We start from the raw sequence: 21,832 nt of genomic DNA, 5'->3' as shown, positions 1-21,832 counted from the left end.
GTCGGGCTTGGCGGAGACTGGACCTCCGGTCAGCACAGGGAGGCGTACGGGCGTGGAGTGGATGTGCCGGGGGATCACCTGGGCAGGCGGTGCCCCCGGGCTGCGCTGGCGGGGCGGCCGGGTCAGCCCGCTCACCTACGGGCAGGACCTCGCCTTCCGTGCCGTCGGCGTCCGGCGCTGCCCCGGCGCCCGGGGGAACCCCTGTCCCGTGGACGCCGCCGTCCCCGGGCGGGCCACCGGCGGCCGCTGCCCCGAGTGCGCGCGGCTCGACCGGGCCCACTCCGTCGCCGCCGACACCTTCCTCGACGACCCGCAGCCCTACCGCGTGTACCTGGCCTGGTTCGGGCCCGGCATGACCAAGGTCGGCATCACCGCCGAGGCGCGGGGCGCCGCCCGCCTCCTCGAACAGGGCGCCGTCACCTTCAGCTGGCTCGGGCGGGGGCCGCTGATGGCCGCCCGCCGTACCGAGGAGGTCCTGCGGCACGCGCTCGGCGTCCCCGACCGGGTGGCGTACGAGCGGAAGCGGGCGGCCCGGCACGCCCTGCCGCCCGTCGCCGACCGAGCCGGGGAGGTCGAGGCGCTGTACCGCCGCGCCCGCGCGGTCGGCGGCTGGACCGAGACCCTGGAACCGCTGGACTTCGCACCGCACGACCATGCCGGGGTCTTCGGGATCGGTGGGGCGTCCGCGGGGGTGGGCGGTGGCTTGTCGGCGGCGGGTGACCGTGACCGCGCCTCGGCCTCCGGGCTGCCGCCGCTCGCCGGGACCGTCGCCGAGCTCGTCGACGGCGGGGTCGTCACCGGGCGGCTGCTCGCCGCCGCCGGGCCCGACCTGCATCTGCTCGCCCCCGACGGGCGCTGCCTCGCGCTCGACACGCGGCTGATGGGCGGATGGGTGCTCCGGAGCGCGGGGGAGGGCGCCGCCTTCTCCGTCCCCGTGACGGACGCGGCGCCCGCCGCCGACCCGAGCGCTCAGGGGGAGCTGTTCTGACGGCCGCCGCCCCGGCCGCCGCGTAGAGATGTGGGCCGCCGCCCCGGTCGCCGCGTAAGACGTGGATCCCGCCCGCGTCACCGCGTAAAGACTTGGATCCCTTTGCCCGGGCGCCGTGGACATCCCCGTCCCCGGCCCGCGAGGGTGATCGCATGACTCCCCAGCTGGTGGCGGGCCTCGAACCGCCCTACTACACCGCCGTGTTCACCTCCGTCCGGCCCGACGCCCCCGAGGGCTACGCCGAGACGGCCGCCGAACTGCGAGACGTCGTCGGCTCCGTGCCCGGGTTCCTCGGATACGAGTCCGCCCGGACTCCCGGCGGCATCGGTATCACCGTCGCCTACTTCCGCGACGTGGAGGCGCTCGACGTCTGGCGGCTCGACGCCCGGCACCAGGCGGCCAAGGCGCACGGGCGGGAACACTGGTACGACAGCTACAGCGTCCACATCGGCAAGGTCGAGCGGAGTTACAGCTTTGAGCGCGAGTGACGGCGGCCGGAGCGGCCACGGCAGCGACAACAGTCAGAGCAGTCAGAACAGCCTCGGCAGCGAGGCCGGCGACATCGCGGCTCTTGTCCGCCGGCTCGGGATTCCCGGGCTCGTCGACGTGCACACCCACTTCATGCCGCAGAACGTCCTCGACAAGGTCTGGGCCTACTTCGACGCCGTCGGTCCCCTGACCGGTCTGGAGTGGCCCATCACCTACCGCGAGGAGGAGGACCGCCGGCTCGCCCTCCTGCGCGGGTTCGGCGCGGTCGCCTTCACCTCGATGCTCTACCCGCACAAGCCCGGCATGGCGGCCTGGCTGAACTCCTGGGCCGCCGACTTCGCCGCGCGCACCCCCGACTGTCTGCACACCGCGACCTTCTTCCCCGAACCGGGCGTCGACGGATACGTCCGGGACGCACTGGACGCCGGTGCCCGGGTGTTCAAGGTGCACCTCCAGGTCGGCGGCTTCGACCCGGCCGATCCTCTGCTGGACTCCGTCTGGGGCACCCTCGCCGACAGCGGGACCCTGGTCGTCGTGCACTGCGGCTCCGGACCCACTCCGGGCGCCTTCACCGGCCCCGGGCCGATGGGCCGGGTGCTCGCCCGCCACCCCCGGCTGCGCGTGATCGTCGCCCACATGGGGATGCCGGAGTACGGGGAATTCCTCGATCTCGCCCAGCGGTACGAGGGTGTCCACCTCGACACCACGATGGCCTTCACCGACTTCAGCGAGCGGCTCGCGCCCTTCCCTGAGGCGGAACTGAAGCGGCTCGTGGAGCTCGGGGACCGGATCCTCCTCGGCTCCGACTTCCCGAACATCCCGTATCCGTACGTGCACCAGCTCCACGCCCTGGAACGCCTCGGGCTCGGGGACGACTGGCTGCGGGGGGTCCTGTACGAGAACGGGGCCGCGTTGTTTCACGTGAAACGCTGAGCGCCTGAGCCCTTGAGCCCTTGAGCGCCTGAGCCCCTGAGGCCCCGGCCCCGCCGCGACCCCCGGCCCCGGCCTTTCTCAGGGAATTCACAGGAAAGGGCAAGAGGCCTCTCAGCGGCGCCCGGCAGCGTGGGGACCATGACCGTCACCACACACCGCACGAGCACGAGCGCCGGCACCCGCACCGGCGCCCGTACCCGCACCGGAAGCGGCGCCCGCACCGGCGCCCGCGCCGAGCTGCTCCGCGCCGACGGAACCGCCGTCCGGGTCCTCGTCGTCGACGACGAGGACTCGCTCGCCGAGCTGCTCTCGATGGCCCTGCGGTACGAGGGCTGGCAGGTGCGCAGTGCGGGCGACGGGGCCGGGGCCCTGCGCACCGCGCGCGAGTTCCGGCCCGACGCCGTGATCCTCGACATCATGCTCCCGGACGTCGACGGGCTGAGCCTGCTCGGGCGCATCCGGCGCGAGCTGCCCGACGTGCCGGTGCTGTTCCTGACCGCGAAGGACGCCGTCGAGGACCGGATCGCCGGGCTCACGGCGGGCGGCGACGACTACGTCACCAAGCCCTTCAGCCTGGAGGAGGTCGTGGCCCGGCTGCGCGGTCTCATCCGCAGGTCGGGGGCCGCGCTCGCGCGCGGCGAGTCGCTGCTCGTCGTCGGGGACCTCACCCTCGACGAGGACAGCCACGAGGTCACCCGGGACGGGGTCTCCATCCATCTGACCGCGACCGAGTTCGAGCTGCTGCGGTATCTCATGCGCAATCCGCGGCGGGTGCTCAGCAAGGCGCAGATCCTCGACCGCGTCTGGTCGTACGACTTCGGCGGCCAGGCCAACGTCGTCGAGCTCTACATCTCGTACCTGCGGCGGAAGATCGACGCGGGGCGCGCCCCGATGATCCACACCCGGCGCGGGGCCGGATACCTGATCAAGCCGGGGGAGTAGCGGCCGGTGTTCCGGGGTGCAGGGCGGCGGCCGTGGTCGCTGCGGACCCGTCTCGTCGTCTCGGCGGTCGCGCTGATCGCGGTCGTCGCGGCCGTCATCGGCACGGTCACGACGATCGCGTTCCGCTCGTACCTGTACGACCAGGCCGACGAGCAGATCGACGGCCTGTCCCAGCGGGCCGCCGGGCCGCCGGTCGTCCTTCCCGTGCCCGATCCGGTGCGGGACCGGGAGCCGCTCGCCTTCCTCGGCGGCCCCGGCGTCCCGATCGGCACCCTCGGCGCCGTCGTCACCGACACGGGCGTCTCCTTCGCCGGGTACTCCACCGAGGAGCGCGGGGGCGGCGGGACGGAGGGGCCCCGCTTCCCCACCAAGGCGCTCGACGAGGCCCAGCGGGCCGCGCTCGCGGCCGTCCCGCGCGACGGCGGACCGCACACCGTCGAGCTGCCCGGCGGCCTCGGTTCCTATCGGGTCGCGTACGCGGAGGGCAGCCACGGCGCCTTCCTCACCGGCATCCCGCTCACCGAGGTCGAGGACGCCCTCTCCACCCTCGTCCTGGTCGAGCTGAGCGTCACCGGCGCCGGGCTCTTCGCGGCCTCGCTCGCCGGGACCGTGCTCGTCCGGGTGGCCCTGCGGCCGCTGCGGCGGGTCGCCGCCACCGCCGGCCAGGTCGCCCAGCTGCCGCTGCACAGCGGCGAGGTGGCGCTCCATCAGCGGGTCCCGGAGGCGGAGGCCGATCCGCGGACCGAGGTCGGGCAGGTCGGCGCGGCCATCAACCGGATGCTCGACCACGTCCACTCGGCCCTCGACGCCCGTCAGCAGAGCGAGACCCGCGTCCGGCAGTTCGTGGCGGACGCCAGCCACGAACTGCGCACCCCGCTCGCCTCGATCCGGGGGTACGCGGAGCTGACCCGGCGCGGCCGGGAGGAGTGCGGGCCCGACACCCGGCACGCGCTCGGCCGGATCGAGTCGGAGGCGACCCGGATGACGGGCCTGGTGGAGGACCTGCTGCTGCTCGCCCGGCTCGACACCGGCCGCCCGCTCTCGTACGGGACCACCGATCTCGTCCCGCTCGTCGTGGACGCGGTGAGCGACGCCCGCGCCGCCGGGCCCGAGCACCACTGGAGCCTCGAACTGCCCGAGGACGGCGGGACCCCGGTACGGGCGGACGGCGCCCGGATCCACCAGGTTCTCGTGAACCTGCTCGCCAACGCCCGTACGCACACCCCGCCCGGGACGAAGGTCACCGCCAGGGTCCGTACGGGGGCGGTGACGGAGGCGGTGACGGGGACGGGAGCGGTGACGGAGGCGGTGACGGGGACGGAGGCGGTGACGGTCGAGGTCGAGGACGACGGGCCCGGCATCCCGCCCGGCCTCCTGCCCACCGTCTTCGAGCGGTTCGCGCGCGGCGACGCCTCCCGCTCCCGCAACGCCGGATCCACCGGCCTGGGCCTGGCCATCGTCCGGGCGGTCGTGCTCGCGCACGGCGGGGAGGTGAGCGTGGAGAGCGCCCCGGGCAGGACGGTGTTCACGGTCCTGCTCCCCGCCGACCGGACTCCCGTCGCCCACCCCCGCTGACGCCGCAGCCCCCGTCGCGAGCCCCCGCGCTCCTGACGCGATGCGACCCGCCCCGGACCCGCTCCTGACGCGACCCGCCCCCGCCCCGGACCCGCTCCTGACGCGATGCAACGCACCCCGCCCCGCCCCCGAACCCACCCCTGACGCACACTCACAGCCGGCCCACAGCCTCATCACACAGCCGTGACAGCGGCCCTGGCGAGGGTCGTTCCATGCGAACCCCAACGATCGCGGGGCCCACGTCCGGCACCCTCCCCGCACGGGAACACCTGCCGGTGAGCGCCGCCGGGCGGCCCGTCCTCGACGTGGTGATCCCCGTCTACAACGAGGAGAAGGACCTGGAGCCGTGCGTCCGCCGGCTCCACGAACACCTCTCCCGGACCTTCCCGTACGGCTTCCGCGTCACCGTCGCCGACAACGCCTCCACCGACAGCACGCCCGCCGTCGCCGCCGGGCTCGCCGACGAGCTGCCCGAGGTGCGCTCCGTGCGCCTCGAACAGAAGGGGCGCGGGCGGGCGCTGCGGACGGTGTGGTCGGGCTCGGACGCGCCCGTCCTCGCCTATATGGACGTCGACCTGTCCACCGACCTCAACGCCCTGCTGCCGCTGGTCGCCCCGCTCATCTCGGGCCACTCCGACCTGGCGATCGGCTCCCGTCTCGCCCGCTCCTCGCGGGTGGTGCGGGGGCCGAAGCGGGAGTTCATCTCCCGCGCGTACAACCTGATCCTGCGCGGTTCGCTCGCCGCCCGGTTCTCGGACGCGCAGTGCGGGTTCAAGGCGATACGGCGGGATGTCGCCGAGAGGCTGCTGCCGATGGTGGAGGACACCGGCTGGTTCTTCGACACCGAGCTGCTCGTCCTCGCCGAGCGGGCCGGGCTCCGCATCCACGAGGTGCCGGTCGACTGGGTCGACGACCCCGACTCGACCGTGCACATCGTGAGCACGGCCACCGACGACCTGAAGGGCGTCTGGCGGGTGGGGAGGGCGCTCGCGACGGGTTCGCTGCCCCTCGACCGGCTGGCCAGGCCCTTCGGGGACGACCCCAGGGACCGTGAACTCAGCGGGGTGCCGGGCGGGCTCGCCCGGCAGCTGGTGGGTTTCTGCGTGGTCGGGGCGCTGTCCACGCTGTTCTACCTCGCCCTGTACTCGGCCTTCCGGCTCGGTGTCGGCCCGCAGTTCGCCAACGCCGGCGCCCTCCTCGTCTCCGCGCTCGCCAACACGGCGGCCAACCGGCGGCTCACCTTCGGCGTGCGCGGCCGGGACCGGGCCGTCCGGCACCAGGCGCAGGGGCTCGTGGTCTTCGCCATCGGCCTGGCCCTGACCAGCGGTTCGCTGGCCGCGCTCGGCGCCGCGACGGGCGACCCCGCGCACTCGACCGAACTCGCCGTCCTCGTCGTCGCCAACCTCGCCGCGACCGTCCTGCGCTTCCTCCTCTTCCGGCTCTGGGTCTTCCCCGAGCGGCCCACCACAAGGGACGACCGATGACCACCGTGTCCAATCCCGCCCCGGCCCCGGTCCCGGCGCACGCCCCGCAGGGAAGCGGCCGGCTCGCCCGGCTGCTGCGCGGCCGCGCCGACGACGCGCCCTGGGTCCGGCCCGCCTTCCTCGGGCTGCTCGCCCTGACCGCCGTGCTCTACCTCTGGAACCTGAGCGCCTCCGGTTACGCCAACTCCTTCTACTCCGCCGCCGTCCAGGCGGGCGGCGAGAGCTGGAAGGCCTTCTTCTTCGGCTCGCTCGACGCGGCCAACGCCATCACCGTCGACAAGCCGCCGGCCGCCCTCTGGCCGATGGCGCTCTCCGTCCGCCTCTTCGGCCTCGGCTCCTGGCAGATCCTGGTGCCCGAGGTGCTGATGGGCGTGGGCACGGTCGCCGTGCTCTACGCGGCCGTCCGGCGCCGGTTCGGCGCGGGCGCGGGTCTGATCGCGGGCGCGGTGCTCGCGCTGACGCCCGTCGCCGCGCTGATGTTCCGCTTCAACAACCCGGACGCGCTGCTCGCGCTCCTCATGACGGTGGCCGTGTACTGCGTGCTGCGCGCCCTGGAGCGGGACCGGGGCGCGGCGAGGTGGCTGGTGTGGGCGGGGGTGGCCTTCGGTTTCGCGTTCCTCGCGAAGACGCTCCAGGCGTTCCTGATCCTGCCGCCGCTGGCCCTCGTGTACGTGGCGTGCGCGCCCGGCGGGTTCGGGCGGCGGCTCGGCGGGCTCGCCCTGGGCGGGCTCGCGATGCTGGTGTCGGCGGGCTGGTGGGTGGCCCTGGTCGAGCTGTGGCCCGCGTCCTCCCGGCCGTACGTCGGCGGCTCGCAGGACAACAGCTTCCTGGAGCTGACCTTCGGCTACAACGGCCTCGGCCGGATCAACGGCAACGAGACCGGCAGCGTCGGCGGTGGTGGCCGCGGCGGCGGTCAGGGCGGCGGCTGGGGCGAGACCGGCATCGGCCGGATGTTCAACGACTCGGTCGGCGGCCAGATCTCCTGGCTGCTGCCGGCCGCGCTGCTCCTGCTCGTCGCGGGGCTCGTCGTGACCTGGCGGGCGCCCCGTACGGACACCGCCCGCTCGGCGTTCCTTGTGTGGGGCGGTTCGCTGCTGATCACGCTCGCCGTGTTCAGCTTCATGGCCGGGATCTTCCACGAGTACTACACCGTCGCCCTGGCCCCGTACCTCGCGGCGCTCGTCGGCATGGGCGCGGCCGTGCTCTGGGAGGAACGCACCCGGCTGCTCGCCTCGGTGACCCTCGCGGGGACGGTGGCGGTGACCGCGTACTGGGGCTGGTCGCTCCTCGGGCGCACGCCGGAGTGGCAGCCGTGGCTGCGGTGGGCGGTCCTGGTGGCGGGCGCGGTGGCCGCGCTCGGCCTGCTGTTCGCGGGCCGGGTGGACCGGCGGCTCGGGCTCGGGGCCGCGGGCCTCGGCCTGGCGGCGGGGCTCGCGGGGCCGTTCGCGTACACCCTGGCGACGGTGGACGCCGGGCACCAGGGCTCGATCGTGACGGCGGGCCCGGCCGGGGCCGGTTTCGGCGGCATGCGCGGCGGTCCGGGTGGCGGCCGGGACGGCGGGATGCGGATGCTGTACGGCTTCCCGGGCGGCGGCCAGGGCCAGATGCAGCCTCCGGGGCAGACGGGACAGGCAGGCCAGGGCCGGATGCCGGGTGGTGGCACTCCGCCGCAAGGCATGTCTCCGGCGGCGCCTCCCGGAGTGCCCGCGGGCGCCCCTCAGGGGGGAATGACGCGCGGCGAAGGCGGCGGCATGGGGGCCGGCGGCATGGGCGGTCTCCTCAACGGTGCGAACGTCGGTGCGCAGGCGAAGGCCGCGCTCCTCGCGGACGCCGGCGACTACACGTGGGTCGCGGCCACCGTCGGCGCCCAGAACGCGGCCAGCTACCAGCTCGCCACCGAGAAGCCGGTCATGGCGATCGGCGGCTTCAACGGCAGCGACCCCTCCCCGACGCTCGCGCAGTTCAAGCGGTACGTCTCCGAGGGCCGGATCCACTACTTCATCGGAAGCGGTGAGGGCGGCGGCGGTGAGACCGGCGCCCGCATGGGCGGCGGCGGTCCCGGCGGCGGCAACTCGGAGATCTCCGCCTGGGTCGCCGAGACCTTCCGGAAGATCTCGATCGGCGGCGCCACCTTCTACGACCTGACCCAGGAGAAGTAGTCCGGGGTCCTCCGGCCGGCCGGGAAACAGCCCGGAAAACAAATCCCTATACAGCGTACGAGAGTCCTTGTACGGTGTACGAGCCTTGGCCTCGTACACCGTATAAGGAGTCCTCTCCCATGGCAGCTTCCACGACGGCTTCCACCCCGACCACCGGCGGCCATCCACAGCGCTGGCTGATCCTCGGCGTCATCTGTCTGGCCCAGCTCACCGTCCTTCTCGACAACACCGTCCTCAGCGTCGCCATCCCCTCGCTGACCTCCGAACTCCACGCGACCACCACCGACATCCAGTGGATGATCAACGCGTACTCGCTCGTCCAGTCCGGCCTGCTGCTCTCCGCGGGCAACGCCGCCGACCGCTACGGCCGCAAGAAGCTGCTCGCCACCGGTCTGGCGCTGTTCGGCCTCGGCTCGCTCGCCGCCGGCCTCGCCGACTCCACCGGCCAGCTGATCGCCGCGCGCGCGGGCATGGGCGTCGGCGGGGCCCTCCTGATGACCACCACCCTCGCCGTCGTCATGCAGATCTTCGACGACTCGGAGCGGGTCAAGGCCATCGCGCTGTGGTCCACGGTCGCCTCGCTCGGCTTCGCCGGAGGGCCGCTCATCGGCGGCGTGATCCTGAACCACTTCTGGTGGGGAATGATCTTCCTGATCAACATCCCGGTCGCGCTGGTGGCCCTGGTCGCCGTCCTCAAGCTCGTACCGGAGTCCAAGAACCCCCAGGGCGAGCGCCCCGACCTGCTCGGCGCGCTGCTCTCCACCATCGGCATGACCGCCGTCGTGTACGCGATCATCAGCGGCCCCGAGCACGGCTGGATCTCCGCGCAGGTGCTGGTCCCGGCCGTGGTCGGCGTGCTCGGCCTCGGCGCGTTCGCGCTGTGGGAGCTGCACACCCCGTACCCGATGCTCGACATGCACTTCTTCCGGAACCAGAAGTTCATCGGCGCCATCGGCGGCTCGATCCTGGTCGTCTTCGGCATGGGCGGCTCGCTCTTCCTGCTCACCCAGCACCTGCAGTTCGTGCTCGGCTACGAGCCCCTCGAAGCCGGTCTGCGGATGGCGCCGCTCGCGCTGACCATCGTCGGCCTCAACCTCACCGGCATCGGCCCGAGGATCGTCATGAAGCTGGGCACCCCGCCCACCGTCGTCCTCGGCATGACCCTGGTGGCCGCGGGTCTCACCTCGATCGCGCTGCTCGGCGGCGGTACGGACGGCAGCTACGCGGGCATGCTGCTCGGCCTGGTCCTGATGGGCGGCGGCATCGCCGTCTCCTCCCCGGCCATGGCCAACGCGATCATGAGCGCGATCCCGCCGGAGAAGGCGGGCGTGGGCGCCGGGATCAACGGCACCCTCGCCGAGTTCGGCAACGGCCTGGGCGTCGCCGTCCTCGGCGCCGTCCTCAACGCCCGCTTCGCCGCGCTGGTCGCCGTCACCGCGACCTCGCTCCCGGCCGCCCTGGCCGCCGCCGGCGGCGAGGCCGAGCGGCAGCAGATCTCCGACGCCTTCGCCTCCGGCCTCCAGACCAGCCAGCTGGTCGGCGCCACCGCCGTCTTCGCGGGCGGTCTGGTCGCGGCGGCCCTGCTCAGGCGGGCCGAGCGGGCGGAGAAGGCCGTGGCCCCCGAGCAGCCCGTCGCTGCCTAGCATGGTGTCGGAACGCTGACAGACGGAGGAACGCGATGGTCAAGGCAGCCGAACGGGCCAAGAACCCGGCGCGTTCCAGCGTCTGGCTGGAGCAGAGGGCCACGCGCAGCGGTGGCGGTCCCGCCGGGCTCGACCGGGACCGGATCGTCACCGCCTCGATCCGGATGCTCGACGAGGAGGGACTGGCCAAGTTCTCGATGCGCAGGCTCGCCACCGAGCTGGGCGTCACGGCCATGTCCCTCTACTGGTACGTGGACACCAAGGACGACATCATCGAGTTCGCCATGGACAGCGTCTACGGGGAGATCGACCTCGTCGCCATCGACGCCGCGGGGGACTGGCGGGAGCGGATCCGCGTCCTCGCCCTGGAGTACCGGCGGATGCTGGTCCGGCACGCGTGGATGTCGCCGTGCGCGGGCCAGTACCTGAACATCGGCCCGAACGCGGTGGCCGTCGGACAGAAGATCCACGAGGCGATCCGGGACACCGGCCTCTCGCTGGACCGCCAGCCGAGCGCGATGTCGGCGGTCTTCCAGTTCGTGTACGGCTACGGGACGATCGAGGCCCAGTTCGGCCGGCGCGCGGCGGAGGCCGGGATGTCGCAGGACGAGTTCTACGTGGACGCGATCAAGGCCTTCCGGGACGACCCGGAGTTCGTGGAGCAGACCCGCGGCATGAGGGAGATCCTCGACGAGCGGGCCTCGCACGGCAGCGTCAGCGCCGTCTGGGACCGGGACTTCGCCTACGCCCTGGACGTCCTGGTCGCCGGCATCGAGACGATGGTCGCGCGCGAGGCCGAGGGACGACGGGCGTGACGGCGGAGTGACCGGACGCCCGGGTGACCCGACGGTGGGCGTGACGGCGGAGACGGCCGGACGCCCGGGGTGACCCGACGGCGGACATGACGGAGCGGCGGGCCGTCCCCTGCCCGCCGCTCCGTACCGGACCCGGCCGCGCCTCCGCTCGAAGCGCGGCCGGGAGCTTTTCCTAGGCCTTCGCGTCGGCCTTCACGCCGGCCGTGGCGTCGGTCTTCTCGTCCGCCGTCACCGAGTTGCTCTTCAGCGCGACCTCCTTGATGAACAGCGTCACCACGAAGGCCAGCAGCGCGAAGGGCGCCGAGTAGAGGAAGACGTCGCCGACGCCGTGCCCGTACGCGTCCTCCATGACCGTCCGGATCGGGGCCGGCAGCTTGTCCATGTCGGGGATGCCGCCACCGCCGCCCTTGCCCATCGCGCCGGCCGCCTTCGGACCCAGCTCGGCCAGGCCCTCCTTGACGTAGCTCGTGACCCGGTGGGCCATGACCGCGCCGAGCGCCGAGACACCGATCGCACCGCCCAGGGAGCGGAAGAAGGTGACGACGGAGGAGGCGGCGCCGAGGTCGGCGGGGGCCACCTGGTTCTGGGTGCAGAGCACCAGGTTCTGCATCATCATGCCGATGCCGAGACCCAGCACCGCCATGAACAGCGCGATGTGCCAGTACGCCGTGTCGTAGCGGATCGTGCCCAGCATGCCGAGGCCGCCGGCGGCGAGGGCGCCACCGCTGACCAGCCAGGCCTTCCAGCGGCCGGTCTTGGTGATGATCAGGCCGGAGACGGTCGAGGAGACGAACAGGCCCGCGATCATCGGGATGGTGAGGACGCCGGACATCGTCGGCGACTCGTTCCGCGCCAGCTGGAAGTACTGGCTGAAGAAGACCGTGCCGGCGAACATCGCGACACCCACGAAGAGCGAGGCGAGCGAGGCCAGGGTGATCGTGCGGTTGCGGAAGAGGCGGAGCGGGATGATCGGCTCGCTCGCCTTCGACTCGACGAACACGAAGATCCCGCCGAGCGCGATCGAACCGAGCACCATGGCGGCCGTCTGCCAGGAGATCCAGTCGTACTTGTCGCCCGCGAAGGTGACCCAGACGAGCAGCAGGGAGACGGCGGCGCTGATGAAGAAGGCACCGGCCCAGTCGACCTTGACCTGACGCTTCACGACGGGGAGCTTCAGGGTCTTCTGCAGGACGAGCAGCGCGATGATCGCGAACGGCACGCCGACGTAGAAGCACCAGCGCCAGCCGAGCCACTCGGTGTCGGTGATGACGCCGCCGAGCAGCGGGCCGCCGACGGTGGCGACGGCGAAGGTCGCGCCGAGGTAGCCGCTGTACCGGCCGCGCTCACGCGGGGCGATCATCGCGGCCAGGATGATCTGGGAGAGGGCGGTCAGACCGCCGACGCCGATGCCCTGGACGACCCGGCAGGCGATCAGCATGCCGGTGCTCTGCGAGAGACCGGCGACGATCGAGCCCGCCACGTAGATGACCAGGGCTATCTGGACCAGCAGCTTCTTGGAGAAGAGGTCCGCGAGCTTGCCCCAGAGCGGGGTGGTCGCGGTCATCGCCAGGAGGGAGGCGGTGACCACCCAGGTGTACGCGGACTGGCCGCCGCCCAGGTCGGAGATGATCTGGGGGAGGGCGTTGGAGACGATCGTCGAGGACAGGATGGCGACGAACATGCCGAGCAGCAGCCCGGACAGCGCCTCCATGATCTGCTTGTGCGTCATCGGGGCGCCGCCGGAGACGGTGTCCCCCTGCTTGGCGTTCCCGCCGCGCACACCCGTGCCCGGTGTGGTGGTAGCCATCAACTTCCTTCGTTCTCAAGCGTGGTGGGCCCGGCAGTCCCCGAAGGAATCGCGGAGGCGGGCGAGCAGGGTGGTGAGCGATTCGACGTCTTCGTCGGACCACTCCGCGAGGGTGCGGGCGAGCATGTCGGTCAGCCGTCGGTCGAGGACGGCGAGCATGTCTTCGCCCGCCCCGGTCAGGTGGAGGATGCGGGAGCGCCTGTCGGCGGGGTCGGGCAGGCGCTCGACCCAGCCGCGGTCCACGGTGTGGGCCACGTGACGGCTGCTGACCGACATGTCGACGGCCATCAGCTCGGACACCCGGCCCATCCGCATGTCGCCGTGGTGGTTCAGCAGGGCGAGGACGATCGCGGATCCGCCGGGGCATTCGGCGGGCAGGGTCCGCGCGAGTCCGCGCTTCACGGCTCCGATGGCGCTCACTTGGCGGGCGAGGTTCTCGTAGAGACGGCCTCGTTCCAGTGATCCCATCGGACACCCCATCGATGTTGTTGCTTAGGGCAACCATAGAGATGGATGGTTGCTCCAGGCAAACTAAATCGGTCAAACAGCGCTAAAGAATCGGTAAAGGCGGGCGGGTCGGGCGGGCGTCGGCCTCTCGTCCCGGGGTGGGGGTACGGGGCTTGGGCCCGCCACCCGTACTTCGCTAGGGTCCTGACCCATGGCACACAACCCCCAAGCACCGTACGGCCAGGGCCAGGGCCCCGAGGGCTCCTACGACCCCGCCGGCAACACCCAGATGTTCCGCGCCTTCGTCGACGAGGGGGCTCCGCAGCGGCAGCAGCCGCAGGCCGTGGCCGCCTCGGGCGGCCCGAAGGTCGGCCTGATCGTGGGCGTGGTCGCGGTCATCGTCGTCCTGGCGGCCGTCGCCTGGCTGGCCCTGGGCTGAGACCGCCCGCCCGCTCCCGAACCCGGGGTGGGCCGGATCCGCGTGGAGCGGACCCGGCCCACCCTTCTTCTTTTCCGGGTCGTGGCTCCGGGGCTGCCGGAGCGCCATGCCCGGGGGGCTGTCGTGGCCCTGCGCCTACGAGGCCGCCCGGTCCAGTGCCGGTGCGAGGACCGCGAAGGCCTCCGCGATCAGCGCGCCCGGGTCCTCCGTGCTTGCTGCGCTCTCTGTGAGCCCTGTGTGTTCGCCGTCGCTCCACCGGTGCAGTACGGCGTCGAAGGCGGCCAGTGCCATGCCCGCCGCCAGCCGGGGGTGGAGGTCGGTCCGGGGGTCGAGCCCGAGGCGTTCCCCCAGTTCCGCCGTCAGTTCCTCGCGCCAGCGCGCCTGGTGCTCCAGGAAGCGGGCGAGCAGCGCGGGCGTCCGCAGGATCAGCCGGACCACCGGGAGGGCGCGCTCGGCGTGGTCCCCGCAGGCGGTGAGGGGGACGGAGACCGCGTGCAGGAGGGCCTCGGAGGGGCGTTCCCCGGCGGGCCGGGCGGCGAGAGCGGCGCGCATGTCGGCGCCCATGTCGGCCAGGAACTGGACGACCACGTCCTCCTTGGACGCGAAGTACCGGAAGAAGGTCCGCTTGGAGACCCCGGCGGTGGTCGCGATCTCGTCGACGGTGACCGCGTCGAACCCCTTGAGGGCGAGCAGCTGGAGGGCGGCCTCGGTCAGCTCGGTCGCGACCAGCTGCCGCTTGCGCTGAGCCAGGCTCGCGGAGGCGGAGGCGGAGGGGCCGGTGCCGGGGACGGGACCGGCTGTCAGGCCGGAGGCAGGGGTGGCGACAGGACCGGTTTCGGGGCGGGTGCTCACGCAGGAATGGTACGCGGTGTCCCGCACGGCATCCAGTAGCGCGCTTGACACTCGGTGACACGAGCGGCAACGTGTGCCGCATGACCAAGAAGCAGCGCTGGACCGCCGACCGGATCCCGGACCAGACCGGGCGGCTCTTCCTCGTCACCGGGGCCAACAGCGGCCTCGGCCTCGCCACCACCCGGGAGCTCGCCCTCCGGGGCGGGCGCGTGATCCTCGCCGTACGGGACGAGGACAAGGGCCGCGCTGCCGTCGAGCGGCTCACGGCGGCCGGAGTCGCGCCGGACCTCCTCGCCGTACGCCCGCTGGACCTCGCGGACCTCGACTCCGTACGCGCCTTCGCCGGCCGGGTGCGCGAGGAGCACCCCCGCCTCGACGTCCTCGTCAACAACGCGGGCGTGATGGCCCCGCCCCGCACCCTGAGCCCCCAGGGCCACGAGCTCCAGTTCGCCACCAACCACCTCGGCCACTTCGCGCTCACCGGCCTGCTGCTCGGCCCGCTCGCCGCCGGACGGGACCCCCGGGTGGTCACGGTCAGCTCGATCAACCACCGGCAGGGAAGCCTCCGCTTCGACGACCCGACCGGCGAGCACGGCTACGGACCCATGGCCTTCTACAACCAGTCGAAGTTCGCCAACGCCGTCTTCGGCCGGGAGCTGCACCGCCGCCTGACCGCGACCGCGAGCCCCGTCCGCAGCGTGCTCGCCCACCCCGGGTACACCGCCACCAGCCTCCAGATGAAGGACACCTCCGGTCTGGCGAAGCTGTTCTTCGGCCGCATCGGCAACCCGCTGCTCGCCCAGCGCCCGGAGCGGGGCGCGCTGCCGCAGCTGTACGCGGCGACGGAACCGGGCCTCACGGGCGGCGAGTTCATCGGCCCGGACGGCCCGGGGGAGCTGCGCGGCGCCCCGACCCGCGTCCGCCTCTCGGACGAGGCGGCCGACCCCGACACGGGCCGCCGGCTGTGGGAGCTCTCGGAGGACCTGACCGGGGTGCGCTTTCCCGGCCACTGAGGCCCGCCCGTCCACTGAGCCCCGCCCGTCCACTGAGCCCCGCCCGTCCGCGGGGCCCCGCCCATCCACCGGGCCGCCCGGCCGCCGAGGCCCCCGGGCCGCGGCCTCCGAAAATCCCTGCGCACCCGAAACTAGGACTGTTAGCTTTCTGCCTAGGTGCTCTAGGAAGTTCCGGGAACGCCGGGATCAGGAAGAGGGGGAAACCTCGTGGTGCGTGCGGGAATCACCGTCGACGGGCTGGTGCGGGCCGCCGCCGAGATGGCGGACGAGAGCGGCCTGGACCGGGTCACCGTCTCGGCGCTGGCCCGCCGCTTCGGGGTCAAGGACGCGAGCCTCTACTCGCACATCAGGAACCTGCGGGACCTGCGGGTGCGGCTCGCCCTCCTCGCCTCCGGCGAGATGAACGACGCCATCGGGGCCGCCGTCGCCGGCCGGTCCGGCAAGGCGGCGCTCATCGCCTTCGCCGACGCCTACCGCGACTACGCCCTCGCGCACCCCGGGCGCTACGCGGCCACCCAGCAGCGGATCGACCCGGCGGAGGTCACCGACACCGCCGTCTTCCTGCGGGCCGTCGAGCTCACCCACGGCATGCTGCGCGGCTACGGCCTCGAAGAGCCCGACCTCACCGACGCCGGACGCCTGCTCCGGAGCGCCTTCCACGGCTACATCCACATCGAACTGAGTGGGGGTTTCGCGCACTCCAGGCCCGTCGCCGCTTCCTGGGCGCGGTCGCTCGACGCCCTCCACGACGTTCTGGACACCTGGGGGAACCCCTCATGAACCACGGAACGTTGCCCGTCCCCGGCGCCACCCTGCGGTACGAGACACGGGGCAGCGGCCCCGTCCTGCTGTTGATCCCCGGCGGGGCCGGGGACGCGGGGCTCTTCGAGGGGATGGCGGACCTGCTCGCCTCGGCGGGCCACACCGTCGTCTCGTACGACCCGCGCGGGCTCTCCCGCAGCCCGCTCGACGGGCCGGCCGCCGACCAGTCGGTCGAGGAGTGGAGCGAGGACGCCGCCCGCCTCCTCGATCTGCTCGCGCCGGACCGGGAGGCGTACGTCTTCGGCAGCAGCTCCGGCGCGATCGTGGCGCTCGACCTGCTCGCCCGCCACCCGGAGCGGCTGCGGCGGGTCGTCGCCCACGAGCCGCCGCTCCTCGGGCTGCTGGCCGAACCGGCCCCGCACCGGGCGCTCTTCGCCGAGGTGCGGGAGCTGGCCCGGACGGCGGGGGTCGGCCCCGCGACGGCCCGGTTCACCGAAGGCCTCGGCGGCGGGAGGAGCGACGGGAGCGGCAGCGAGGAAGAGCGGAACGGGGAACCGAAGCCGACCGAACTCCCGCCTGGAATCCAGGAGATGGCGGGCAGGATGACGGCGAACATGCCGTTCTTCCTGGAGCACATGCTGTGCCCCTTCTCCTCCTCCACCCCGGAGGTCGAGGGGCTGCGGGCCGCCGCCGGCAAGCTGGTCCTGGGCGTCGGCGCGACGTCCGCCGGTCAGGAGCCGCTGGTCGGACCGGCCGCGCGGCTCGCCGAGCTGACCGGCGTCGGCACGACGGAGTTCCCCGGCGGGCACCTGGGCTGCACGGAGCGCCCGGCGGAGTTCGCGGAGGTGCTGCTCACCGCCCTGCGGCGGTGACGGCCCGGGTGTCGATCCGCATCCCCAGCGGCACCCGCCAGGAGTCCACGCACACGGTGTACGTCTCCGTCCGCGCCGCCCCGGCGGCGAGCGGCGCGGAGAGCGGCTGCGTGGAGGTGAGCGTGGCCCAGTCGATGCCGAGGGCGCCGATGACATGGGTGGCGAAGGTGACCGTGCCCGAACGGGCCGCCGTGCCCCCGCTGTTCCGGATGGTGACGGTGACCCGCTCGCACCAGCGCTGATCCCCGTCGGCGAGGACGGGCACGGAGACGCTGAGCAGCGCGGGCCCGGGCGACGGCGTGGGGCCGGTCGGTGCGGGCGTACCGGTGCCGGGTGAGGGCGGGGACGGGGAGGACGGCGCCGAGGGCGTACGGGGAGGGGTGCTCGCGCCGGGGCGCGGGGAGGTACTCCCGGTGCCAGTGCCGGTGCCAGTACCCGGAGCCGTACCTGAGCCGGACCCGGACCCCGACCCGGACCCCGAGCCCGACCCCGTACCGGATCCCCCGGCCGTGGACGCGTCACCCGAGCCCGCACCGGACCCCGAACCCGCACCGGACCCCGAGCCCGGCCCTGAACCCGACCCCGGACCTTCCCCTGACGCCCCCGCTCCTGCCTCCGCCTCCGGCGAGGGCGACGACGTGCTGGACGTGTCCCCGCTCGTCGTGGGTCCGTCCAGGGGGATCAGCGTGACCGCGCCCGAGGGGGCGGCCGCGCCGCCGGGGGAGGAGCCGGCGCCGACCGCCGCGTACCCCTCGCCGTCTCCTCCGCCACAGGCGGTCAGCGCCCCGCCGAGGCAGAGCGCCACCGCCACGAGTACCGGCTTCCTTCGCCTCATACTCCCCAGTCTGGCTGACGGGCCGTCAACTAGGCAGGTTTTTGCGGAAGTCAGTCGCCGATGAGGCCCTCGCGCAGCTGGGCGAGGGTGCGGGTGAGCAGCCGGGAGACGTGCATCTGGGAGATGCCGACCTCCTCACCGATCTGCGACTGGGTCATGTTGGCGAAGAAGCGCAGCATGATGATCTGCCGCTCGCGGGGCGGTAGTTTGGCGAGCAGCGGCTTGAGCGACTCGCGGTACTCGACGCCTTCGAGGGCGGTGTCCTCGTAGCCGAGGCGGTCCGCGAGCGAGCCCTCGCCGCCGTCGTCCTCGGCCGAGGGGGAGTCGAGGGAGGAGGCGGTGTAGGCGTTGCCCACGGCGAGGCCGTCGACGACGTCCTCCTCCGACACCCCGAGCACGGCGGCGAGTTCGGGGACGGTGGGGGAGCGGTCGAGCTTCTGGGCGAGCTCGTCGCTGGCCTTGGTGAGGGCGAGGCGCAGCTCCTGGAGGCGGCGCGGGACGCGCACCGACCACGAGGTGTCGCGGAAGAAGCGCTTGATCTCGCCGACGACGGTCGGCATGGCGAAGGTCGGGAACTCCACGCCGCGTTCGCAGTCGAAGCGGTCGATCGCCTTGATCAGGCCGATGGTGCCGACCTGGACGATGTCCTCCATCGGCTCGTTGCGCGAGCGGAAGCGGGCCGCCGCGTACCGCACGAGCGGCAGGTTGAGCTCGATGAGGGTGTCGCGGACGTAGGTCCGCTCCGGGCTGTCCGCGGCGGCGCCCTCGGTGTCGAGGGCGCGCAGCCTCAGGAAGAGGGAGCGGGAGAGGGTGCGGGTGTCGAGGGCGCCGGACGTGACGACCATCGGCGGAGGCGCGGCCGGAGCCGTCTCCGTGCTGTCGGTCGCGGCCGGCGCCGTCGTCTGCGTGGGCACGGGAACGGGCGTGAGCGTGAGCACCTTCGAGCTGCCCAGTTCTGTGGACATGCCACCCCCTTGAGGTCGCGGACGGTCGCGGTGGCCGCGACCATCTGAGGAACGCAGCTTCCACCTGAATACCGGCGGCGGGGCTGCGGCAAACTCGGTTCGAGCAGAATGTCACATGTCGGCAACACGCTGTAGTGACTTGTCGACAAGGCAACGGTGCATTTCCGCAGGAAACAAGGGGTGTACGGCATTTGGGGTGCCGCAGAACTGCTCCGAACCGGTCTACCCGTTCCGGTTACGCCTCGATTCTGTTTGCGGATCTCAAACGCGCGAAGCTCCGGGCGAGGAGCCTTGACACGTGCATCTGGGAGACGCCGAGTTCCTGGCTGATCTGAGACTGGGTCAGGTTGCTGTAGTAGCGCAGCATCAGGATCCGCTGCTCCCGCTCGGGCAGCTGGACGAGCAGGTGCCGGACGAGGTCCCGGTGCTCCACGCCGGCCAGGGCGGGGTCCTCGTAGCCGAGCCGGTCGAGCAGCCCGGGCAGCCCGTCGCCCTCCTGCGCGGCCTCCAGGGAGGTGGCGTGGTACGAGCGCCCGGCCTCGATGCAGGCGAGCACCTCGTCCTCGCCGATCCGCAGCCGCTCGGCGATCTCGGCGGTCGTGGGGGAGCGCCCGTGAGCGGTCGTCAGGTCCTCGGTGGCGCCGTTCACCTGCACCCACAGCTCGTGCAGCCGGCGCGGCACGTGCACGGTGCGGACGTTGTCGCGGAAGTACCGCTTGATCTCGCCGACGACCGTCGGCATGGCGAAGGTGGGGAACTGGACGCCCCGGTCGGGGTCGAAGCGGTCGATGGCGTTGATCAGGCCGATGGTGCCGACCTGGACGACGTCCTCCATCGGCTCGTTGCGGGAGCGGAAGCGGGCCGCCGCGTACCGCACGAGCGGCAGGTTGGCCTCGATGAGAGCCCCGCGCACCCGGTGGTGCTCGGGAGTGCCCGGTTCCAGGTTCTTGAGCTGCCCGAAGAGCACCTGGGTGAGGGCGCGGGTGTCGGCGCCACGGGTGCTCTGGGGGCGGGGGCGAGGAGTCTCCGCGCCGCCTGCCTCGTGCTGGGGCGGGACTTGAGGCGCTGTACTGGCCGGCACGTTCACGCCACCCCTTTGGCTGGTCTTGCTGGTCGATTGGGTCAACTACGGTCAACTCATCCGTCAAAAGCGGTCATAGCATCACAAGACATGTCCACTGTGTGCAAGCACCGCATAGCGACGTGTTGAGGGCATGTTGACGGAAAAAGGGGAGGTCACGCACGGAAAAGCCCCCCGCCGCGACGGCAGGGGGCCCGGTCGGCGTCCTGGGGACGCCCGAGAGCTAGAACGCGTAGTCCGCGATCACCCAGGTGGCGAACTCGCGCCACTGGGCGACACCCGCCTGGTGCGCGGGGTGGTCCAGGTAGCGCTGGAGCGCGTCGGTGTCCTCGACGGCCGAGTTGATGGCGAAGTCGTACGCGATCGGCCGGTCGGTGATGTTCCAGTCGCACTCCCAGAAGCGCAGCTCCGGGATCTGGCCGCCGAGCGCGCGGAACGCCTCGACGCCGGCGACGACACGGGGCTCGTCGCGGGAGACGCCGTCGTTGAGCTTGAACAGGACCAGATGGCGGATCACGGAGGGCTCCTAGTTGATGAGTTCGGTCATGAACTCGCCGACACCCTGGGCGGCGCTGGAAATGCCCTCGAACCCTACCTGCACGAGGTCGGCGGCCCGCGAGGGGGACGTGACGATCGTGTACAGCACAAAGACCACGACCGCGTACAGCGCGACCTTCTTCGCTTGCGCCATCTGCCCGCTCCCCTGTTCCCCCGCCTGTGTCCCCGCCCGTACGACCGCGCCAGCCTAACCGAGGCTTTATGGACCAAGGACCCTGAGACCGAGGCCTTTTGCCGCCCCCCGGAAGGGTGACGGCAGAGCAGTATGGATGTCGAGCCCGGAGGATCTGGCAGGAATCCGAAGGGCTCCTGGAACCGGCCCGCACTGCGGGGTCCGCGCCGCGAGCTTCCCCCCTGACTGCGGCGCAGGACTTGTCGGGCCCGGTTCTCATCGGGGGGAGCGGCTTGTCCCCCCGATGCCGCTCCCCCCGGCCAAGCTTCCGTCCCCACGGAGACGGCCCCGGTACGCGCCCTGAGCGCCGCCGGGGCCTTTCGCGTACGCGCACCGGCCGGAGGCTCCGGAGATACGCCGAAGGGCCCGGTGCTGATGCACCAGGCCCTTCGATCGAAGCGGTAGCGGAGGGATTTGAACCCTCGGTGAGTTTCCCCACACTCGCTTTCGAGGCGAGCTCCTTCGGCCGCTCGGACACGCTACCGAGAGAGAGCTTAGCCGAAACTCGGGCTGCGATGAAATCCGTGTCCCGCGACGGGTCAGCGGTCGCGGAAGAAGGCCGTGAGCTGCGCGGCGCACTCCTCGCCGAGGACGCCCTGGATCACCTCGGGGCGGTGGTTGAGCCGCCGGTCCCGTACGAGGTCCCAGAGCGAGCCGGCCGCCCCCGCCTTCTCGTCCACGGCGCCGAACACCACCCGCTCGACCCGCGACTGGACGAGGGCGCCCGCGCACATCACGCACGGCTCCAGGGTCACGACGAGCGTGCACCCCGTCAGGCGCCACTCCCCGGTCGCCGCGGCCGCCCGCCGGAGCGCGAGCACCTCGGCGTGCGCGGTGGGGTCACCGGCCGCCTCGCGCTCGTTGTGGCCGCGGGCGATCACGGTGCCGTCGGGGCCGAGCACGACGGCACCGACCGGTACGTCACCGGCCGGCGCGGCCGCGTCGGCCTCGGCGAGGGCGAGCCGCATGGAGTCCCGCCAGGGGTCCCGTACGGGATCGGG

Annotated in this window: 22 protein-coding genes and 1 tRNA gene; 13 read left to right on the top strand and 10 right to left on the bottom strand. The window is 72.6% G+C overall.

Translation table 11 applies throughout. From position 1 onward, the window contains the following. Positions 1-61 precede the first annotated feature (61 nt). The 9 genes from ASD33_RS25220 (at position 62) to ASD33_RS25180 (ending at position 11,028) form a co-directional block, all read left to right on the top strand. Positions 62-988: a DUF2797 domain-containing protein gene (locus ASD33_RS25220; protein ID WP_079045041.1), complete on the top strand. Its 927-nt coding sequence runs from the start codon at positions 62-64 to the stop codon at positions 986-988. A 152-nt stretch (positions 989-1,140) separates the two neighbouring features. Next, the gene (locus ASD33_RS25215; protein WP_056564909.1) at positions 1,141-1,476 is read left to right on the top strand and encodes an antibiotic biosynthesis monooxygenase; all 336 of its coding nucleotides are present in this window, start codon (positions 1,141-1,143) and stop codon (positions 1,474-1,476) included. Between the two features lie 73 nt (positions 1,477-1,549). Next, positions 1,550-2,410 (top strand): amidohydrolase family protein, encoded by an 861-nt coding sequence (locus tag ASD33_RS25210; protein WP_056565660.1) that lies wholly within the window; start codon positions 1,550-1,552, stop codon positions 2,408-2,410. A gap of 138 nt (positions 2,411-2,548) precedes the next feature. Then, positions 2,549-3,352: a response regulator transcription factor gene (locus ASD33_RS25205; protein ID WP_277922100.1), complete on the top strand. Its 804-nt coding sequence runs from the start codon at positions 2,549-2,551 to the stop codon at positions 3,350-3,352. 6 nt (positions 3,353-3,358) lie between these two features. Beyond that, entirely contained in the window at positions 3,359-4,927 is a 1,569-nt protein-coding gene (locus tag ASD33_RS25200) for a HAMP domain-containing sensor histidine kinase (protein WP_056564906.1), read from the top strand. Between the two features lie 212 nt (positions 4,928-5,139). Continuing rightward, the gene (locus ASD33_RS25195; RefSeq protein ID WP_056564903.1) at positions 5,140-6,411 is read left to right on the top strand and encodes a bifunctional glycosyltransferase family 2/GtrA family protein; all 1,272 of its coding nucleotides are present in this window, start codon (positions 5,140-5,142) and stop codon (positions 6,409-6,411) included. Beyond that, positions 6,408-8,570: a glycosyltransferase family 39 protein gene (locus ASD33_RS25190; RefSeq protein ID WP_056564899.1), complete on the top strand. Its 2,163-nt coding sequence runs from the start codon at positions 6,408-6,410 to the stop codon at positions 8,568-8,570. The genes ASD33_RS25195 and ASD33_RS25190 overlap by 4 nt, the downstream gene beginning before the upstream one ends. Before the next feature lie 119 nt (positions 8,571-8,689). Then, entirely contained in the window at positions 8,690-10,213 is a 1,524-nt protein-coding gene (locus ASD33_RS25185) for an MFS transporter (RefSeq protein ID WP_056564895.1), read from the top strand. Between the two features lie 35 nt (positions 10,214-10,248). Beyond that, positions 10,249-11,028 carry a TetR/AcrR family transcriptional regulator C-terminal domain-containing protein gene (locus tag ASD33_RS25180; RefSeq protein WP_056564892.1) on the top strand — a complete coding sequence of 260 codons (780 nt, stop codon included), beginning with the start codon at positions 10,249-10,251 and terminating at the stop codon, positions 11,026-11,028. 172 nt (positions 11,029-11,200) lie between these two features. Here the strand turns inward: ASD33_RS25180 and ASD33_RS25175 are convergent, their stop codons facing one another. Together ASD33_RS25175 and ASD33_RS25170 are read right to left on the bottom strand one after the other, a co-directional pair. Next, a complete protein-coding gene (locus ASD33_RS25175) occupies positions 11,201-12,835 on the bottom strand; it encodes an MDR family MFS transporter (protein WP_079045010.1) in 1,635 nt (544 codons plus the stop codon). 15 nt (positions 12,836-12,850) lie between these two features. Next, the gene (locus ASD33_RS25170; protein WP_056564885.1) at positions 12,851-13,303 is read right to left on the bottom strand and encodes a MarR family winged helix-turn-helix transcriptional regulator; all 453 of its coding nucleotides are present in this window, start codon (positions 13,301-13,303) and stop codon (positions 12,851-12,853) included. A 190-nt stretch (positions 13,304-13,493) separates the two neighbouring features. Here ASD33_RS25170 and ASD33_RS25165 point away from each other — a divergent pair, with 190 nt between their 5' ends. After that, positions 13,494-13,721: a hypothetical protein gene (locus ASD33_RS25165; RefSeq protein ID WP_056564882.1), complete on the top strand. Its 228-nt coding sequence runs from the start codon at positions 13,494-13,496 to the stop codon at positions 13,719-13,721. A 135-nt stretch (positions 13,722-13,856) separates the two neighbouring features. Here ASD33_RS25165 and ASD33_RS25160 read toward each other — a convergent pair whose 3' ends face one another. Continuing rightward, the gene (locus tag ASD33_RS25160; protein WP_056565654.1) at positions 13,857-14,525 is read right to left on the bottom strand and encodes a TetR family transcriptional regulator; all 669 of its coding nucleotides are present in this window, start codon (positions 14,523-14,525) and stop codon (positions 13,857-13,859) included. A 128-nt stretch (positions 14,526-14,653) separates the two neighbouring features. Here ASD33_RS25160 and ASD33_RS25155 point away from each other — a divergent pair, with 128 nt between their 5' ends. The 3 genes from ASD33_RS25155 (at position 14,654) to ASD33_RS25145 (ending at position 17,220) form a co-directional block, all read left to right on the top strand. Beyond that, entirely contained in the window at positions 14,654-15,586 is a 933-nt protein-coding gene (locus ASD33_RS25155) for an oxidoreductase (protein WP_056564879.1), read from the top strand. A gap of 207 nt (positions 15,587-15,793) precedes the next feature. Then, positions 15,794-16,366: a TetR/AcrR family transcriptional regulator gene (locus ASD33_RS25150; RefSeq protein ID WP_056564876.1), complete on the top strand. Its 573-nt coding sequence runs from the start codon at positions 15,794-15,796 to the stop codon at positions 16,364-16,366. Continuing rightward, entirely contained in the window at positions 16,363-17,220 is an 858-nt protein-coding gene (locus tag ASD33_RS25145; protein WP_056564872.1) for an alpha/beta hydrolase, read from the top strand. Before ASD33_RS25150 ends, ASD33_RS25145 begins: the two co-directional genes overlap by 4 nt. Here ASD33_RS25145 and ASD33_RS36545 read toward each other — a convergent pair. From ASD33_RS36545 to tadA, 7 genes are all read right to left on the bottom strand, one after another. Then, the gene (locus ASD33_RS36545) at positions 17,201-17,485 is read right to left on the bottom strand and encodes a hypothetical protein (protein ID WP_242427256.1); all 285 of its coding nucleotides are present in this window, start codon (positions 17,483-17,485) and stop codon (positions 17,201-17,203) included. The two genes, ASD33_RS25145 and ASD33_RS36545, sit on opposite strands and share 20 nt — an antisense overlap. A 620-nt stretch (positions 17,486-18,105) precedes the next feature. Continuing rightward, a complete protein-coding gene (locus tag ASD33_RS25135) occupies positions 18,106-19,020 on the bottom strand; it encodes an RNA polymerase sigma factor SigF (protein ID WP_056564869.1) in 915 nt (304 codons plus the stop codon). A 235-nt stretch (positions 19,021-19,255) separates the two neighbouring features. Further along, a complete protein-coding gene (locus ASD33_RS25130; protein WP_030318136.1) occupies positions 19,256-20,101 on the bottom strand; it encodes an RNA polymerase sigma factor SigF in 846 nt (281 codons plus the stop codon). 223 nt (positions 20,102-20,324) lie between these two features. Then, positions 20,325-20,618, bottom strand: coding sequence for a Dabb family protein (locus ASD33_RS25125; protein WP_056564863.1), 294 nt, complete (start codon positions 20,616-20,618; stop codon positions 20,325-20,327). Between the two features lie 9 nt (positions 20,619-20,627). Beyond that, positions 20,628-20,792, bottom strand: a complete 165-nt coding sequence (locus ASD33_RS35865; RefSeq protein ID WP_199863589.1) for a hypothetical protein — start codon at positions 20,790-20,792, stop codon at positions 20,628-20,630. Between the two features lie 438 nt (positions 20,793-21,230). Further along, positions 21,231-21,315, bottom strand: a tRNA-Ser gene (locus ASD33_RS25120). 55 nt (positions 21,316-21,370) lie between these two features. After that, positions 21,371-21,799 carry a tRNA adenosine(34) deaminase TadA gene (gene tadA, locus ASD33_RS25115; protein ID WP_079045039.1) on the bottom strand — a complete coding sequence of 143 codons (429 nt, stop codon included), beginning with the start codon at positions 21,797-21,799 and terminating at the stop codon, positions 21,371-21,373. Between the last annotated feature and the right edge of the window lie 33 nt (positions 21,800-21,832).

The organism is Streptomyces sp. Root1304, assembly GCF_001426405.1.
Classification (GTDB): Bacteria; Actinomycetota; Actinomycetes; order Streptomycetales; family Streptomycetaceae; genus Streptomyces.
Note: the sequence above shows the minus strand (reverse complement) of the source record. Positions and strands in the feature narration are given on the sequence as shown.